At 52.8% G+C, this 17,367-nt stretch carries 13 protein-coding genes; 3 read left to right on the top strand and 10 right to left on the bottom strand.

The genetic code is table 11. The annotated features are described in order from the left end of the window. Positions 1-22: 22 nt before the first annotated feature. Positions 23-205, top strand: a complete 183-nt coding sequence (locus JMJ04_RS20245) for a hypothetical protein (protein ID WP_201372231.1) — start codon at positions 23-25, stop codon at positions 203-205. A 261-nt stretch (positions 206-466) separates the two neighbouring features. Here the strand turns inward: JMJ04_RS20245 and ppsA are convergent, their stop codons facing one another. From ppsA to coaE, 9 genes are all read right to left on the bottom strand, one after another. Beyond that, on the bottom strand, positions 467-3,082 hold the full coding sequence (ppsA, locus tag JMJ04_RS20240) for a phosphoenolpyruvate synthase (RefSeq protein ID WP_201372230.1): 2,616 nt from the start codon (positions 3,080-3,082) through the stop codon (positions 467-469). Between the two features lie 454 nt (positions 3,083-3,536). Beyond that, complete coding sequence (locus JMJ04_RS20235; RefSeq protein WP_201369097.1) at positions 3,537-4,835, bottom strand: RNA-guided endonuclease InsQ/TnpB family protein; 1,299 nt, start codon at positions 4,833-4,835, stop codon at positions 3,537-3,539. Beyond that, on the bottom strand, positions 4,822-5,409 hold the full coding sequence (locus tag JMJ04_RS20230) for an IS607 family transposase (protein WP_201370004.1): 588 nt from the start codon (positions 5,407-5,409) through the stop codon (positions 4,822-4,824). The genes JMJ04_RS20235 and JMJ04_RS20230 overlap by 14 nt, the downstream gene beginning before the upstream one ends. A gap of 277 nt (positions 5,410-5,686) precedes the next feature. Continuing rightward, positions 5,687-6,394, bottom strand: coding sequence for an ABC transporter ATP-binding protein (locus JMJ04_RS20225; protein ID WP_201372229.1), 708 nt, complete (start codon positions 6,392-6,394; stop codon positions 5,687-5,689). A gap of 1 nt (position 6,395) precedes the next feature. Continuing rightward, positions 6,396-7,259 carry an ABC transporter ATP-binding protein gene (locus tag JMJ04_RS20220; RefSeq protein WP_201372228.1) on the bottom strand — a complete coding sequence of 288 codons (864 nt, stop codon included), beginning with the start codon at positions 7,257-7,259 and terminating at the stop codon, positions 6,396-6,398. Between the two features lie 21 nt (positions 7,260-7,280). Further along, positions 7,281-9,266 carry a branched-chain amino acid ABC transporter permease gene (locus JMJ04_RS20215; RefSeq protein ID WP_201372227.1) on the bottom strand — a complete coding sequence of 662 codons (1,986 nt, stop codon included), beginning with the start codon at positions 9,264-9,266 and terminating at the stop codon, positions 7,281-7,283. 53 nt (positions 9,267-9,319) lie between these two features. Then, a complete protein-coding gene (locus JMJ04_RS20210) occupies positions 9,320-10,333 on the bottom strand; it encodes a branched-chain amino acid ABC transporter permease (protein ID WP_201372226.1) in 1,014 nt (337 codons plus the stop codon). Between the two features lie 223 nt (positions 10,334-10,556). Beyond that, positions 10,557-11,876 carry a branched-chain amino acid ABC transporter substrate-binding protein gene (locus JMJ04_RS20205; RefSeq protein WP_201372225.1) on the bottom strand — a complete coding sequence of 440 codons (1,320 nt, stop codon included), beginning with the start codon at positions 11,874-11,876 and terminating at the stop codon, positions 10,557-10,559. A gap of 480 nt (positions 11,877-12,356) precedes the next feature. Then, positions 12,357-12,962: a dephospho-CoA kinase gene (coaE, locus tag JMJ04_RS20200; protein WP_201372224.1), complete on the bottom strand. Its 606-nt coding sequence runs from the start codon at positions 12,960-12,962 to the stop codon at positions 12,357-12,359. A gap of 243 nt (positions 12,963-13,205) precedes the next feature. Between coaE and JMJ04_RS20195 the strand changes: the two genes are divergently transcribed. Together JMJ04_RS20195 and JMJ04_RS20190 are read left to right on the top strand one after the other, a co-directional pair. After that, entirely contained in the window at positions 13,206-14,666 is a 1,461-nt protein-coding gene (locus JMJ04_RS20195; protein WP_201372223.1) for a tetratricopeptide repeat protein, read from the top strand. Between the two features lie 11 nt (positions 14,667-14,677). Beyond that, positions 14,678-14,944 (top strand): hypothetical protein, encoded by a 267-nt coding sequence (locus JMJ04_RS20190; RefSeq protein ID WP_201372222.1) that lies wholly within the window; start codon positions 14,678-14,680, stop codon positions 14,942-14,944. A gap of 67 nt (positions 14,945-15,011) precedes the next feature. Here JMJ04_RS20190 and JMJ04_RS20185 read toward each other — a convergent pair whose 3' ends face one another. Then, positions 15,012-16,976: an ABC-F family ATP-binding cassette domain-containing protein gene (locus JMJ04_RS20185; RefSeq protein WP_201372221.1), complete on the bottom strand. Its 1,965-nt coding sequence runs from the start codon at positions 16,974-16,976 to the stop codon at positions 15,012-15,014. Positions 16,977-17,367: the final 391 nt, after the last annotated feature.

Below are 17,367 nucleotides of genomic sequence, written 5' to 3'. Positions count from 1 at the left end.
ACGAAGGAAGGAGATAGCATAGATGAATAAACACCAGGATGAGAGCTTTGAAGAAGATTTTGATGAGGAAGAATACGACGACATGGAGCTTCTTGAGCGGCTGGAGACGCTGCGCGAGGACATGGAGGAGCTCAATGTGCGTACACTAGACGATGTCATCCAACAGATCAAAGAACTGCACCAGAAGCTCGACATGGTAAATTAACTAAAAGGTGGAATTTACGCTTCGATGCCTGGAAAAGCCGCTCCCCATCTAGGGTATCAGCAGAGAATATTGTAAATAACCCGAACGCTCCGGGCAGTCAGGCATTCTCAAACGGCTACCCACGTTCACAGTATCAGTTCCGATGGCACGATCGAGGGAGGTGGTGGAACATCACCTCCCTCGATTCACTCTTCATAGCTGTAGGAATATCACGGGCCACGACTGCGCGCTCAGCTGACGGCAGCGCCGAACCACTTTGCATTAGAAGATTTCTACATAGCCTTCTGTTCCATTCACGCGAATTCGTTCCCCATCTTTTATCAGTTTGGTAGCACTTTCCACTCCGACAACTGCTGGTAAGCCATATTCACGTGCGATAACTGCTCCATGGGTCATCAGTCCACCAACTTCGGTGACCAGGCCTTTTATGGATACAAACAGGGGTGTCCAGCTAGGGTCAGTAAAGGAGGTGACTAATATATCTCCTTCTTCCAGATCAGCATCTTCCATATTTAAGATGACACGTGCTCGTCCCTCTATAACTCCGGAAGAAACAGGTAGACCTACAATAGCTTCGGCTGGGAGATTTTCTCGTTTGTACTCACCTGCAATGATTTCACCATCAGACGTGATAACACGTGGGGGAGTGAGTTTTTCATAGAATTTGTACTCGTCTTTTCGTTTGCTGATGATCTGGTAATCTAGTTTATTTGTGCGTACGACTTCGCGAAGTTCTTGAAAAGTGAGATAGTATATATCTTCTTTTTCATGAATAACGTTGGCTTGTACAAGTTGTTCGGCTTCTTTCAGTAAAACCTGCTTATAAACGAAGTAGCGATTAATCATGCCGTATTTTGGATATTCACGATAACCGATAAAATTTCGCATGAGGCTGATCATTCGTTTTGTCTCTTTGGCTTTTTGTTCACCATCCGGTAATTGCTTCAATCGATATAATAACTCCTGTTCTTTTCTCAAAGCTTCCTGCCGCCCCTGCTCAAATCTCCGCTTGCTTTCACCTGGTTCAAAGTTTTTGATGTTACTAAGTATCAGGGGAACCAGTGCAGTTGGTTTCTCGCTCCAACGAGGTCTCGTAATATCGATTTCCCCGGCACATCGCATTCCGTATTTGTGAAGAAAAGTAGAGAGAGCGTCTCGGGTTTCCTGCCCACCATCAAACTTCACCAGTTCATCCAAAAAGTTCTCATCCTTTACCTGTTGTAAATACGCAATCACTTCTGGATAAGGACGAATTACATCTGCGACATCCAATAGCGCCAGGCCCATTTCCGAAGTAATATTGTTTGGTACAGATTGAGAAAGCGTATCCGCTGCGTTTTTTTCACCTAACCACTCCTCCATTTTTTCATTGATCCATAATGAAGCATTCATAGCAGGCATAAACACAGCCGAACTTTGTGGATCAAATAAGATCTTCTTTAATCGCTGGATATCCTCCAGGATAAAATCACATAAATCTGACCCTGATTTCGTTTGGATAGTCTGTTTTACCTCTTCTATCGATGTTTGACTCCTCTTGATCAAATCAGAAACGATGGTCGGATCGTTTTCGATTTGCGGTTGAAAACCCGCAGACGATATAACTTTATTGCTTTTACTGTGGTTCAGTCCTTTTTCATCATTTGGTAACGATTTTATAAAATCTCCTCGCTCTATGATGGTCATGAGTGCGTCTTTTAGGAGCGGATCGTGTTGTCCCATGCCATGTAATAAGTTTTGTCTGCTGGCAGGTGAAGCCAGTTGTTGTGTGACATCAACAAACAACCTTCCACCAGCTTTATACATGGGTCGGGCAGCTGTTAACTGCCATAAAGACAATCCCAATGGTTTCATGGGGTCGGTCATCATTTGTTGATGACCGACAGATAGATAAACGTGATTTTCTTGATCATTCGCTTCAGGGATGGGGTATAAAGTAGTGATTGGCCGACTCTGGACAATAGAAAATGTCTCATCAACCAAACACCATTCTATGTCCTGGGGGCAACCGAAATGTTCTTCGATCTTTCTGCCTATGCGCTCAAGCTGCAAAATCTGCTCATCCGTCAGCGCTTGCCTATTCTGCCTCTCAGTCTCAATCTCCTGTTCTTTCGTACCGCCATCTTTTAAGGCATACATAGCCAGCTTCTTGGTGGATATCTTCTTATCGATAATCTTGCCGTTACGTACTTTATAGCTATCCGCATTTACCAGCCCGGAGACCAGGGCCTCACCAAGTCCGAAGCTGGCATCAATGGATAATACCTTCCTATGAGAAGTGACGGGATCGGCAGTAAACAAAATCCCCGCCGCCTGCGGGAAGACCATCTTCTGAACAACCACAGACAGATGGACTTTACGGTGGTCGAAGCCGTTTTGCAGGCGGTAGGTTATTGCCCTCTCGGTAAATAGAGATGCCCAGCACTTGCTGATATGCTTGAGGATTGCTTCCTTTCCGATAATGTTCAAATACGTATCCTGCTGGCCTGCAAAGGAGGCAGTCGGTAAATCCTCTGCAGTTGCGCTGGATCGTACTGCATAGGCTTTTTTTTCTCCAAGCCTGGTGAGGAGGCGGGTGATCTCTTCATGAAAGTCTTGAGGGATGGCGATCCCTTCGATGACCCTGCGAATCTCACCGCTAAGTTCACTGATTTTATCCTGGTCTTCCACCTTTAGAAGCGATAACTGATCAAGTAATTCGTGAATCGACGGCGTTTCCCCAATGATGCTTTTAAAGGCTTCAGTAGAAATACAAAAGCCATATGGTACGCGTATTCCTTCAATCTTGGATAGTTCCCCCAGGTTCGCGCCTTTCCCCCCAACAACCATGAGTTTTGTTTGGTCAATGTCCTGAAAACCAAGCACATAGGAACTCATATGTTTACCTCCTCTGGCAAATCCTTCTTTGATAATTTTGATGACATCCTTCGGGCTAAAACGTTTTACCGGAGTATGGTACTAGCCCGGTACAGCCCCATTAAGCGGTGACGGCACGTAAGGCCCCCTTTCTCGCACACGACGAGGGTTTGGCACACGCCTGATGAGGCATGTGCTGATTTCAGCACACACACAAGAGGTATCTTTGCTCAAAGGAGAGCTTTCACTGCGGGTGTGCCAGAGGTGGCGTCGCTTCCGCCTGAGTATACGGGAAGGAACGCCAAAAAAAATCGTCCAAAAAGGCAGTGTGCGAGTAGACAGGAGGTGATACAATAAAAGTGGAAAAGAACTGGCCCATTTTTGAGCTTCGGAAACCATGCCGTTCCTTCGGATTGTCAGCCCTTGATGAGGAGCGCAAATTACCTATTCAGTGGAATGTATAGTTCCGTCGTGACTAGCGAATCCTGACAGAGGCCAGGATTTTCTCGCGAGCGGGTTTGTGAGGGAATGACAGCCTCACGGGATGGACTACCGGCAGATGAACCCTGCGCTCCCCATCCTCTACTCCCTCCGACCCGAAGGCATCAGGAGCTGCTTTTCTGATGATGTTATAGGACCCGTTGCAATCGGCGTGAATGAGTTGGCCATTGGATGCCCGATAGAGCCTCCGTGTGATCCGTTTGCCGCTGAAAACAGGCGCATGCTCCTGGCTTTGCTGGTAGATCGGCAAAGGATCGCGATCCAGGAAACTGGCCTTGCTGGTGTAGCTTTCTTCGGTGAGGATCACCTGGATGCCTTTTTGCTCAGCTTTGTAGGTGAGCATCTGGATGAACTGGGCATGAGGCACCTGAACAAAGTTCTGATTTGTCCGTTTCCCCAGGTTGATCTCCTGTTTCCAGCCCACGTTGCGACCAATCACGAGCGTTCCGATCCCCTCAGCCACCAGCACATCAATCACAAAACGCGAGATGGTGTGCAGATCATGCTCAATCCGCCGATTGCGCCAGAGAGTCAAGCGCTCCATGCGCCGGGTGTTTCCAGGACGACCAAGAGCTTGTTGGAGTTCTGCTCGCCGCTTGTTGTAGAACTGATTCGTACTTTTCAGACCGCGCCCGTTAACGACGACCGGGACAAAACCCGGTTTATTTGAAGTTAGTGCGATCAGATTTTCCAGACCAGGATCGATGCCAGCGATGAGCGCGGGATCGACGGCGGAGCGGCTCGGCTCCTGTTCATAAATGATCTCAACGACGACAAAACCGTGTTTGGGAACCACACGGACCTGAGTGATCGCCTTGGGATCTTGTTGGGTTTTGATCTGGATGCCCAGTCCCGAAGGCTGAATGAGGTGTCGTCCAAGGGTCCGTTTGCTGCGGCTTACGGCCTGCATCGTGTAGATGAGTACGTTGCGGCCTGTCGTTTTGTGCTTGTATTTGGGGAATTGGGGGCGTCGGCGAAATTTTGAGGGATCGCGCTTGTAGGCATCGAGCGCTTCAAAGAAGGATTTCCAGTTGCGTTCGAGCAGCAGCAATACCTGTTGGGCCACTTTCGCAGGCAGTGCTTTGTACGCTTCATGCGACTGCATCCGCCGATCCATTTCATTGTAGTTGAGGTGTTTTCCCTCAAAGATGAAGGCCTGACGGATCTCATACAGCGCCGTATTGTAGAGATTTTTGGAAGCAAAACAGGCCGCGTCAAGCGTGGCATAGCGTGGATCACTCCGAAGAATGATGTGCTTTTCAACCAGGTGCACGGTCGGCCTCCAATTCCTGCACAAGACGCTCTGTTTTGCGTTTGGCACGCCGTTGCCCATAGAGCCGGGCGCAGAACGAGTACACGATGCTGGTGAGGTCTGAGAGCAGGTCTTCTGTGCCATTGTCGGCCTGATTGACGACCTCGATCTCACGCCCATAGGTTTGAAGCAGGGTCTCGATGTAACGGAACCCGAAGCGGGTCCCCCGGTCCTTGTGTTCAATGACGATACGGCCCACACTTGGATCGGCCAAGAGAGCCAGAAACTTCGGCCGATTGTCATTGACGCCAGAGCCAATTTCCTTGACAACTTTGCCCACTTGATAGCCACGGGCAGCGCAGTAGGCAACCAACCGCTCAGCTTGACTGTCCAGGTTGGTCTTGTTTTCTGCGGAAGACACCCGCGTGTAGACCACGGTTTGAGGCTTCGATGAGGGGACTGACACCCTGGTTGGCTCGTCGATGAGAATCGTGTGAGCCCCTACGCGCCGCCCCTGGATTTTCCCGTCCCGGAACCAACGCCAGGCTGTCTCATAGCGGACCCCTTGTTGTTTCGCGTAATCACTGAGTTTCATGCTCAAATCATACTATGCTACTCAATGATTGTCAAGAATTCGCTATACTTTCAAAGATCGGTTTCAATACCTGATGGGAAGCGGTTTTTCCAGGCACCGAAGCGTCAAGTTCCACCCTTCAGCGCAAAAACGATCCACCTTTCAGTTAATTTACCGCGACGCCAAGGCATAGCGGCGCTACAAAAGGACGCGTCTACATATCATAGTACGAGATGCCCCGTACCATGATATGTAGACGCGTCCTTTTGTAGCGTTGTCCCCCTCTGGTCAGTGGCGACTAGGCACCGCCCAGGTAGGCCTGGCGCACCAGGTCGTTGGTCAAAAGGTTGGCGGCCGTATCGCTAAGCACAATCTTGCCTGTCTGCAAGACATACCCACGGTCCGCCAGTTTCAAGGCCATGGAGGCATTCTGCTCAACCAGGAAGACGGTCACACCTTCGTTACGGATGCGCTGGACCGTCTCAAAGACAGTCTCCACCATAATGGGCGAGAGTCCCATCGAGGGCTCGTCCATACAAATCATACGTGGATGCGACATCAGGGCGCGTGCCATGGCCAGCATCTGCTGCTCGCCACCCGACATCGTGCCTGCCGCCTGCTTCAGGCGCTCCCTCAGACGAGGAAAGATATCGCACACATGCTCCAAATCCTGGCTAAGCTCCGCGCGACTCTTGCGCGTGTATGCTCCCATCTCCAGGTTCTCCAGTACCGACATGCGCGGGAAGATGCGCCTGGCCTCAGGAACTAACGCCAGGCCAGAGGCGACAATATTGCCCGTCAAACGGCGCTCGATAGGCTTGCCATCGAAGAGGATAGAGCCACCGCGTGGACGCACCAGGCCAAAAATGGTTTTCATGGTCGTGGTCTTGCCCGCCGCGTTCGCGCCTAGCAGACAGACGATCTCGCCTTTCTGCACCTCCAGGGACACCTCGTGGAGCACCTGGCTGGGACCATAAAATGTATTGACATTGCTGAGTTGTAACATCCTACTTGACCTCGTGCTCTTCTGTCTGTTCTGGCTCCTCAGCGGACTGCCCCAGGTACGCGGCAATAACCTTCTTATTGCGGCGCACCTCTTCGGGGAGGCCCTCGGCGATCTTGCGTCCATAATCGAGCACGACAATACGATCTGAGATGCCCATCGTGACCGCCAGTTTATGCTCGATCAAGAGAATCGCCAGGCCCAATTCTTCGCGCAGGCGCCGGACATAGCCCACCGCCTCCAATGTCTCGGCCTCGTTCATGCCAGCCGTCGGCTCGTCCAACAGTAAGAGCTTAGGCTTCGCCGCCAGAGCGCGCGCGATCTCAACACGCCTGCGCTCCGCATAGGAGAGGTTAATAACATACTCATCTTGCCGATCCACCAGGGAGGAGCCAAAGAAGCTCAGCAGATCTATAGCCCGTTCGCGTGCCGCCTCTTCTTCCTGGCGCACACGCGGCGTGCGAAAAAGCGAACCCAGGACACTGGCCTTCAGTTGCGTATGCTGCCCCACCAGGACATTCTCCAGCACTGTCATGTTATTGAAGAGGCGAATGTTCTGGAAGGTACGAGCGATACCACGCACCAGCACCTGGTCTGGGTTCAGACCCACAATAGACGTCCCATCCAGGGTAATCTCGCCCTTTGTTGGCCGATAGATCCCGGTAATCAGGTTAAACACGGTCGTTTTGCCAGCACCATTGGGGCCAATCACACTTACAATTTCCCCAGGCCGCACAAACAGGTCAAGGTCGCCTACGGCAGTCAGGCCACCAAAGGCCTTGGTGACGTTCTTCAACGCCAGCAAGGCTTCGCCTGTCACAGGCTCAGAGGGCGTGCCTTCAACACGTTCTGCTTGCATTTCACTCATCCTCATGCTCCTGCTACTGACTTATTCAACACGCACGCCTTCTTCAAAATCGGTTGTGCCCGGAGGAACCTCCAGGGCATCTCCGGCATCTGCCTCTGGGATTTTCTCCTCCTCATGGTGCAACTCGCGCCTACGACGCGCACTTGGAATCAATCCCTCTGGCCGATATATCACGATCAGGACCAGAATGACGCCAAAGATCAAGCCGCGAATATTACTAAAAGCAAAGTTGGGAAGCGTTTTGAACACATGCAGAAAATTGTTGGGATCGGCCGCTAGCGTATCGAGCTGCCCCAGGATTTGCAGATTGATCGCGTAGACGGCGATAGCGCCAACGACCACACCTGGAATGCTCCCCAGACCACCAATGACCACCATGGCCAGGTAGATGATCGAGTCGCTGAAATTGAAGTTATCAGGCGAGACCGTTCCCAGTTTGGCAGCGTGATAGGCGCCCGCGATACCAGAGAAGAAGGCGCCCGCGCCAAAGGCGAGCAGTTTGGTGTTTACCAGGTTAATACCAGAGGAAGAGGCGGCAATCTCATCTTCGCGAATGGCGATCCAGGCGCGTCCCAGGCGTGAGTCACGCAGGCGCAAATTGGCGAAGACGCACAGGGCAATCAGAGCCAGGATCAGGTAGTAATAGGGACCCGCGGTAATCGAGGTCCAGTTCACCCCTGGGAAAGCTGGCGAGTAGACACCGACGATACCATTGATGCCATTGGTGTACTTATCCAGTTCTTTAAAGATCACCGGAACAATCTCACCAAAGCCCAGTGTCACAATCGCCAGGTAGTCACCGCGCAGGCGCAGGGTAGGCGCACCCAGAATCACACCCCACAGGGCCGCGATCAGGGCCGCCACAATGACCATGGGCCAGAAGAGCCAGGCCCAGGTGGTTGGCGCAATCGTAATGCCCGTCACGATCTGAAACTGAGTAGAGCCAAAGAAGCCCCAAACATAGGAACCAATGGCGAAGAATGCGACATAGCCCAGGTCCAGCAGACCCGCGAAACCAACCACGATATTCAAGCCCAGCGCCAGGATCACATAGTACCCAGCATCGCCGTATGCTGCCAGGCGTCCATCCGTACCGTAGCCAAACAGGAGCGGGTCCAACACGGGATAGAAGAGCGCGAACGCTATAATCAACAGGATATAGAAGCGTTGCGCCCCCTGGCTCAGCAGTGGCAGGTCAGTGGGCACAATCTCGCGAATTTTCTCCTTCGCCCGCGAGAGAGAGAGGGCGGCAATCTGGCGCTCAGTGCGTTTGGCCGCACCATTCCCATTCGTGCCATTCCCGCTGGCCTGAAGCGCCCGGCGCATCGCGAGCCTACCACCAAGACGACCCAGGAAATAGCCTGCCACTGGCAGCAAGAGCGTGCGCGCAACAATCCATATCAACAATGTATTGGGAATAGAGCCAGCGATGTAGTAGACAATATCGAGCACCAGAGAGACAAGAGCAAAAGCGAGGGCAAACCAGAGGCCCGCCGTAGTAGCCTGCTGCACGCGCTGCGCACGCCCCTCCTCGGTCAGGATATCCAGACTGGCCTGAGGGGCTGGAGGCACATATTTGAGCGCCTGGCGAATCCTAGTGCGTCCAAAGGCATAGAGGCCCCAGACGATGATGCTGGCAGCCATTCCCATAATCAGGCCCAGGGCCTGGACCAGCAGCAGGGGAGCCACCACCTGGAAGAGCATATCGATCCAGAGCTCACTCATGCCACGGCGTCCACTATCAGCAGCGACCAGATAGCCTACCAGCGCGATAATCGTCAGGTATAAGAGCCCGATAAAGACAGTGGCCTCGATCAGCGAGGGCCAATCTGCGAACGGAAGTATAGCCTCCCCCGGAGAGACATAGCTCAAAAAGACGTTGTTGATAATGCCTTCGCCACTCCAGACAAAGGTAAACACCGCAAGCGGGATGAGAAGCGCGATAACCCACTTGAGCAACAACTTTCGTGTCTCGGGTGGAGGAAGAAGCATACGAGCAGACAACATAACCTCACCTCATAAGAGAATAGGAAGACAGCAAGAGCATTTCTAGTCTCTATCTAGACCTTTTCAGGTGTTTGCTGACCCAACAAGCCCGAGGGACGAAACACCAGGATCAGGATCAAGATGGCGAAGATAACGGCACGCGTCCAGGCTCCACCACCATGGGGAAGGCCAAAGCCATAGACATTGGAGTCAGGGATAAAGGACGTCATCGCCTCGATAACGCCGATAAAAAGGCCGCCAAGCATGGCGCCTCGAATATTGCCGATACCACCCAGGACCGCGGCAATAAAGGCAACCAGGCCATAATCGAAGCCAATAGAATAAATGGTGTTGCCATACTGCAAGCCATAGATAAAGCCTGCTGCACCAGCCAACGCCGCGCCAATAAAGAAGGTCATTGAAATGACGCGGTCGACATTCACGCCCATTAAAGCTGCGGCCTCGCGATCCTGAGCAACTGCACGCATGGCGCGCCCTAGTTTCGTGCGAGACACCAGCCACTGCAACGCAATCATCAGCACAACCGCCATAATGATGTCGAGCAGGTTATTGCTTGTGATAATAACGGTATCCGCAGGCCTGGCAAGACAGGTCACATGAGGAGGAAAGACAGAATCGAGCGAGATAGGCCAGAGGCAGTAGTCATAGCGAGGGAAGATTTGTGGAAAGCGAACAAAGTTAATGCCATTCCAGAGCTTGCCAATATCCTCAAGGATCAAGGAAACACCAATAGCCGAGATCAGCGGGGCTAAGCGGGGAGCATTGCGTAGGGGCCGGTAGGCAATACGCTCGATTAATACGCCCAACACCGCGCAGCCAAGCATAGCAAAGAGGCACGATACAATCAATAAGCCTGCCAACGCGAGTCCAGTGGGGTGAGAGCTTCCAGTCACGCCCATCAAAGTCAACGCCGCAATAGCAAGCATCGAGCCGATCATGAAGATATCGCCATGCGCGAAGTTGATCAGCTCAATAATACCATAGACCATGGTGTATCCTAGCGCGATCAGGGCATAAATCGCGCCCGCCACCAGGCCAATCGTCAGGACTTGAAAAAAGTGTATCATGTACGTCTTTTCTCCGTCTTTGTCAAAGAGAGGCACACGCCTTCAGGGAGTAACCCTCAATAGCAAAGGAGGAGTAGCCACAGATCAACACCTGTCGCTGACTCCCCCAGCGTCGTTCATAGCTACCTACATCCTTGGGTAGCCGATTGCGCCTTGTCCAAGCTTCGTTGCAAGAGTGAAGGAGCAGAGCATCCTCTACTCCTCCTGACATATGCGCCTGCTCTTATTTCGCAGCAATCTGATCAATAAACTTGAAGTCAGGTTTGCTGTTGACGTCGGCGACCTGGTAGATGGAGATGACCTTGTTGGTAGTATCACCATTCTTATCAAAGGTATGGTGGCCAGTGATACCATTGTAGTCGGTCTTCATCATCGCGTCGATGACGGCCTGGCGGAAGGTCTTGGCACCGGCGGAATCGTTGGAGTCCTTTGGTGTCTTGGCCCCGCTATCAATGGCGCTCTTAATGGCATTGAGCAGCACCTTCATGCAGTCATAGCCACCCGCGCTATAGGCACCGTACTGGTCCGCGCCATAGGCTTTGTCATAGTTGTCGATAAAGCTCTTGGCAGCGGGGAGCACAGTCTCGTTAACCTTCGCGACGGTGCCATAGGTTGCGCCACCCTTGGTGCCGATGGCCTGGGCGAAGGCGGTGGTCACGATACCATCACCACCAGCAAAGGCCAGGTTCGCGGTACCGGAGTCGTTCAGCAACTGCTGGCGCAACTGTGTGCCACCCTGGCTATCGGTACCACCATAGAAGACGACATCGGGATTGGCGGCTTTGACATTGGCGACGGTACCGCCGTAGTCATTGCTCTTCTGCTTGCTCTCGCGATTGCCTACGATGGTGCCACCCAGCTTCTGCCATTCCTGGACGAAGACATTGGCGATACCGACACCATAGACAGTTGTATCATCGACCACATAGGCCTTCTTCAAACCCTTCTTCTGGAAGAGGAAGTCAGCGATCACACTACCCTGGTGGTCATCGGTAGTGGCCAGGCGGAAGTAAGTCACTTTATTAGTGGGACGCAGTGTGGGAACCTTGTCCTGCGCACCGGTACAACCAACGGCGGCACCTTCCTGGGTCAAGCACTGGTTGGTATTGGAGGGACTGATAAGGACAATGGGGGCCTCGTTCGCGACCGGCATCTCAGCCTGGGCGACCGCGCTATTGAAGGGGCCAACAATGCCAGCAACCAGCGCATCACCGATCAGTTCGGTCACATTCTTTTTACCGGTATCTGGATCATTAACACCCTGCGCGCCCACGTCGTCCTTGGGCACAAATTGCAGTGTGTAACCGGGGATTAAATTCTTGGACTCATTAACTGCCAATTCTGCGCCGTTCTGAGCAGGTTTACCATTGGCGGTATCCTGACCAGAGGCGGGAAAGTCGGTTGCCACTTTGATGATGGTTGAGCCAGAACCACCACCGTTTGAGCCTGTGGTAGCAGTGCCGGGGCCGCAAGCCGCCAGGATTGCCAGCAACAGCGGAACGCCCAACGCCAGGGCACACATCCGTGTCCAACGCTTTTGCATACGCACGTTAGCCTCCTTAGAAATAGCACTTATCCTTCATGCCACATCGAGAACTATGGAAGTAGGACACAATGGAAGCAAGCATTCTACGCCAGGCAGATGATAAAAAACGACTGGTCATAGATCGGCTCCAGTGACCTCTTTGATAAGAATTACGTTCTTCAAACCGTAAATCTCACCAGAACTTTCAGGTCCCCCAATCTTTTCCCTCCGAAAAACCATTTCCCCTTATGAAAACCATGTAAGCGATTAACACTCGCTTACCTGGAGAAATGTCCTCCAAACGAAACTAAGCTAAGGTTGCGACGATTATACGTAGTAGAATGTTTTCTGTCAATATACCTTCTTTTGTCTCCTGGGACTGCTCAAACGGCTTCTATGCTCTTGCGTCTCGGCTCGCAAGCTCGCCCTGATAGGTGGTGTGGTGCGCCTGGGCAACCTTCGGTTGCCCAGGCGCACCACACCACCTATCAGGGTCCCTTAATATACAAATTGCTCACAAAAATGTGTGAAAGCTGCCTCTACCTGTTTGCGCGTCTCCTCAAGCGTTCCACTGTTATCAATCACAACATCCACCAGCTTCTTCCTCGGCTCAACTGGCGCTTGCGCACGCAAACGTGCCCAGGCATCCTCCTCACTCAGCGCGTTCCGCTGGATCAAGCGGCGTAGCTGCTGCTCTTGCGTACAGACAACCAGCCATTTTGCCTGGCACAGTGCGCCCGAGCCACCTTCAAGTAGCTTTACCGCGTCGAGCACCACGATATCCTTCTCACCCACCTGCTGTAATTCAGCCTGTAGCGCGCGACTCACCGCTGGATGCACAATTGCCTCCAGGCGCTTCATGGCCTCTATATCAGAAAACACAATAGCTCCCAGGGCCTTACGGTCCACATCGCCGTTAGGACTCAGCACACTGTTACCAAAGTCGGCGGCGACCTGGCGCGCAATGGGCTGGTCTTTTTCATAGAGTCGATGTACGACAGCATCAGCATCAATATAGCGCTGCGCACCTGAAGCGAGCAGCATCTGACCCACGGAAGTTTTGCCACAGGCAATGTTTCCCGTCAGGCCCAATATATATGGCATTGGCATCTCCCTTTCGGCATGCTAAGATAGACATAAGACAAGAGCAAAGCACGCGAGAGCAGCGCCCGTCGATGGCAGACACGCATACACCCTCACCGATGAACGCCGCGCCTTCAGTAGCGCTCCGACGCAGACGCTCTCCCAAAAGTACTTGTTATTGCTTGTTTCTTACACTCTCCATAATTCATATCGTACAATAACCCAATAGCCAGACCAAATACACAGGATAATCAAGGAGTATAGATGAGTAGGCGGTTGGGCCTCATTGCTGGCATAAATACGTTTCAAGACCCCGCTTTTCGACCATTGCGCTACGCGGAGAACGACGCACGCGCGCTTGCGCAGTGGCTTGTGAATAATCAGGGTGGAAAGTGGTCACCCGGTGATGTGCAGTTGATCCAGGGTCAGCATGTTACGCATGAATTATTTAAATCACTCGTGTCACAAATGTGTACACAGCTTGCGGCACCCGGCGACCAGGTCCTGCTCTATTTTGCCGGGCAGGCCTTCGTGGATGAGCGAACCGGTGATGGCTACCTAGCCCTGGCAAACACACAGATGCAGAATACACAGACTGCACTCCACCTGGGGACCCTGATACGCCAGATTTTACCCCAATGTCGCGCCTCACAGCTTGTGTTCGTCTTCGACTGCTATCAGACTGGGCAGCTCTGGAGTATGCGCCGGACCTCACCCTTCGATTTTACGCCCCTGCTTGGGCGCACCCTCTCAGGCAGCCTGCAACCAACTAAACACCTGCTTACCTTCTCCTGTCGCGGCAATGAGTTTGGTGAGGAGCGCGGAGAACAAGGCCTGGGCATTTTCGCTCACCGCATGATCGCGGGCCTCTGTGGCCCCGCCAGAGACCCACAGAGCGGGAATATTACCTTCCAACAGCTCCAGAGCGTCCTGGCCCAAAACCTGGATGAGCAGCATAAAATCATCGCGATTGGCCAACTCCAGGCCCCCTTCCTGCTGTCAGGAGAATCAACCCCTCAAGCCATAGAGCCTGTTCGTGCCGCCGCAGGCTCATCACCTGCACACCAACCCCTGCATACCACTACCGGCAACTTTGGCACTGCGACTGCGACCCAGGTTGCTCCCCCTCCTGGTCCTCCTCAGCAGCTCAATGCCAATGCGCAAAAAGAGCAACAGAGCGCGCAGTTAGTAGCGCAGGCCCAACAACAACTGCAACAAAATAATCAACCCTACGCGCTGCAACTACTTGAACAAGCCTTGCAGGTGCAGCCAACAAATGTTGAAGCCCTGACGCTCAAATGCCAACTGCTCGGCTCGCTGGGTCGCACCCGCGAAGCCTTCACGGCCGTCGACCAGTTAATCCAGGTTGATGCCAATAACGCGCTTGGTTGGAGCATGCGTGCCGTCCTGCTCAATAACAGTGGTCAGTACCAGGCAGCCCTGGTCGCCATAGAACGCTCCCTGGAACTCAACCCCAATAATCCTGAGACCTATGGGATCAAAACCAATATCATGGCCAGCCTGGCCTCAGCCCAGAGCTCTAACGGCAAAAGTCCCATGACGCCTCTGAGCAAAGAGGCCGCGACCACCTCTCCCCCGGAAGATTCCTGGGGAGTCTCGCTCTGCAATTCCTGGGCACACTTCTCGCCATTGGTGGGCTGGCTCTCCTTCTCGTTCCAAAGCTACCGGCGCCTCTTGGCCTGCTTATCGCCAGTATTGGTCTAGGACTCTTATGTGTGCATGCCTTCCTTGGCGCCTTCCGCCATGGCCTTAAGAGCGTGTTCACGACGCTGCTCTTCAGCCTCGTAGGCTTCGTCATTGTGGGAGGAGCCTATAAATTCGGCGAGACACGCCTTATCAGTTTCTTTAAAACGCATCCCTCGCTGCTTGAGCCAACCATTTTCTTCGCGATTGCTTTGCCCATCCTGAGCACGCTAGCCCTCTTCCTGGCCATCATCGGCTATATTGCGGGACTGATCAATCGCCTACGCAAACGCGGCTAAGAATAGTTTGCCTGTAATAAAAAGCGCGATGCTCAGCATCGCGCTTTTTATTACAGGCAAACTATTCTTAACTGGCAACATCGGCCAGCTGCTCCCATTCGGCTAAGAGCTCCTCCACCTGCGTTTTCGCCTGTTCGTAGGCTTCATTTAACGTGGTAAGTCGCGCCGCATCTGCCTGTAATGCTGCTTCAGACAGCTCTTCTTCCAGAGTCTTTACCCGCGTCTCTGCCTTCTCGATGTCTTTCTCGACATCCTCGATGGTGCGCGTCTTGACCTTCCCTTTCCCCTTCTTGCCAGCAGGCCGAGCCGGGCTCGCGCTTTTTGGCTCTGGCTCTGTCACTTGCTTCTTTGCGGCTGGCGCCAGTAGTGGCTGGGGCACATCAAGGACCAGGGGCCGCTTGAAGGTGCGGTATTCCGTGTAGTTGCCCATGTAGGGAATCAGGACCCCTTGTTCAATGGACCAGACTTTTGTCGCCAGACGATCTACAAAGTAGCGATCGTGCGAGACAAACAGTAGAGTTCCATCGTAGTCGCTGAGCACCTCTTCGAGAAATTGTCGCGATTGCAGATCCAGGTGGTTGGTTGGTTCGTCAAGGATCAAGAAGTTGGAACCTTGGAGGGTTAATTTGGCCAGGGCAACGCGGCTGCGCTCACCGCCGCTCAAGGAACCGATCTGCTTGAAGACATCATCATTTGAAAAGAGGAAACGTCCCAGGAAGGTGCGCGCACCCTCCTCGCTCAAGGCGCTCACCTGGCGGATTTCGTCCAGGATAGTCCGCTCCATATTTAGCCCTTCGTGTGTCTGGGAATAATAGCCCACCCGCACATTGTGTCCGAGCTGGAGCTGGCCACCAACCGGAGAGAGCTCGCCAGTTAAGGTGCGCAAGAGGGTCGTCTTCCCTGAACCATTGGGACCAAGCAAGCCAACACGGTCGCCGCGCATAAACTCAACATCGGCCACCTGCACAAGCACCTTCGGTTCCTGCGCTGCGGGAACATCCTGGCGCGCACGCACTCCATAGCCGATCAAGAGCTTACGCGTAGAAAACACAATTGTGCCACTGTCTACCACAGGTGAGAACTTAAAGTTCATCGTCTGGAAATCTTGCGGTCGCTCAACGCGCTCCATACGATTCAGCAAGGTCTGGCGACCACGCGCCTCTTTACTGCGCTGGCCCGCTTTATAACGCCGAATGAACTCTTCTGTATGCGCAATGTAGGCTTGCTGCGCTTCGTATTCACGCAGACGGCGCTCCATACGCTCCTCGCGCAGCTCCAGGTACTTGGTGTAGTTGCCTGGATATTCCTCAATACGCCCGAACGCCAACTCAATTGTACGCGTGACAATCTTATCCAGGAAGTAGCGATCATGGGCCACGATGACAATCGCGCCCTTCCAGGTGGAGAGGTAGGTCTCTAACCACTCCAGGGCATCCAGATCCAGGTGGTTGGTTGGCTCGTCCAGCAGCAAGACATCTGGCTCCTGCAACAGAAGCTTACCTAGCGAGGCTCGCGTCTGCTGGCCACCACTCAAATGCTTAAATGGTGCGTGCTGCTGCTCGCGTGTAAAGCCCAGGCCATCAAGTACCTGCGCTACGCGATTCTCGTAGGTATACCCGCCAGCATGCTCAAAACGCGTTTGCAGCTCAGCATAGCGAGCGAGCATACCTTCATAGAGCGCGTGATCCTGCTGAGCATCGGGGGCCGCCATCTGGGTAGCCAGGTCGCTGAGTTCGCGCTCCCACTCCTGAATTTGCGCAAATACTGTCAGCATCTCGGCATGCAGTGTATTATCTGGGTCAAAAGCAGAGATCTGCGTGAGATAGCCCATACGGATAGTACGTCCGACCGCCACAGTCCCTTCATCTGGCTCCTCAAGACCGGCCAGGATATTCATCAAGGTAGATTTTCCCGCACCATTGGGGCCAACCAGGCCAATACGATCCAGGGGATCAATCTGAAAATTGAGCTGAGAGAAGATACGCTCGGCACCAAAGGATTTTCCCAATTGAATAACACTTACAATAGGCATGTAGTCTCACCTAAATTATATTTCTTTGAATATGGAGAACAACGAGACCTTCTACGCTTCCACGCACGCTACGAAGGTCTCTCTTCTAAATGCTCGACACAGATGGCATCCTGAGGTGTATACAGAGAGCGATCGCGTCATGTTATGCGCATATTATAGCATTGTTTCGCGGTTTTTTCCTCGCCATCCCTCGCCCTCGCCCTGCATAAATATGGTACAGGAGCAGACTGAAAGGGGGTTGCAGCACCTGGCGCACACTTACCCTTCTCTCCTAACCATAATCGACAACCTTGCATAGAACCCAAAGGGCCAGAAGGTGAACGTTTGAGAAGCCCTTCTCCCCTGCCTAGCTATCAACTCAGGAACTATGATATACTGAAATAGCGCATCC

Source organism: Ktedonobacter robiniae (assembly GCF_016587375.1).
Taxonomy (GTDB): Bacteria; Chloroflexota; Ktedonobacteria; order Ktedonobacterales; family Ktedonobacteraceae; genus Ktedonobacter; species Ktedonobacter robiniae.
The sequence above is the reverse complement of the archived record's forward strand: the minus strand, read 5'-3'. Positions and strand labels throughout refer to the sequence as shown.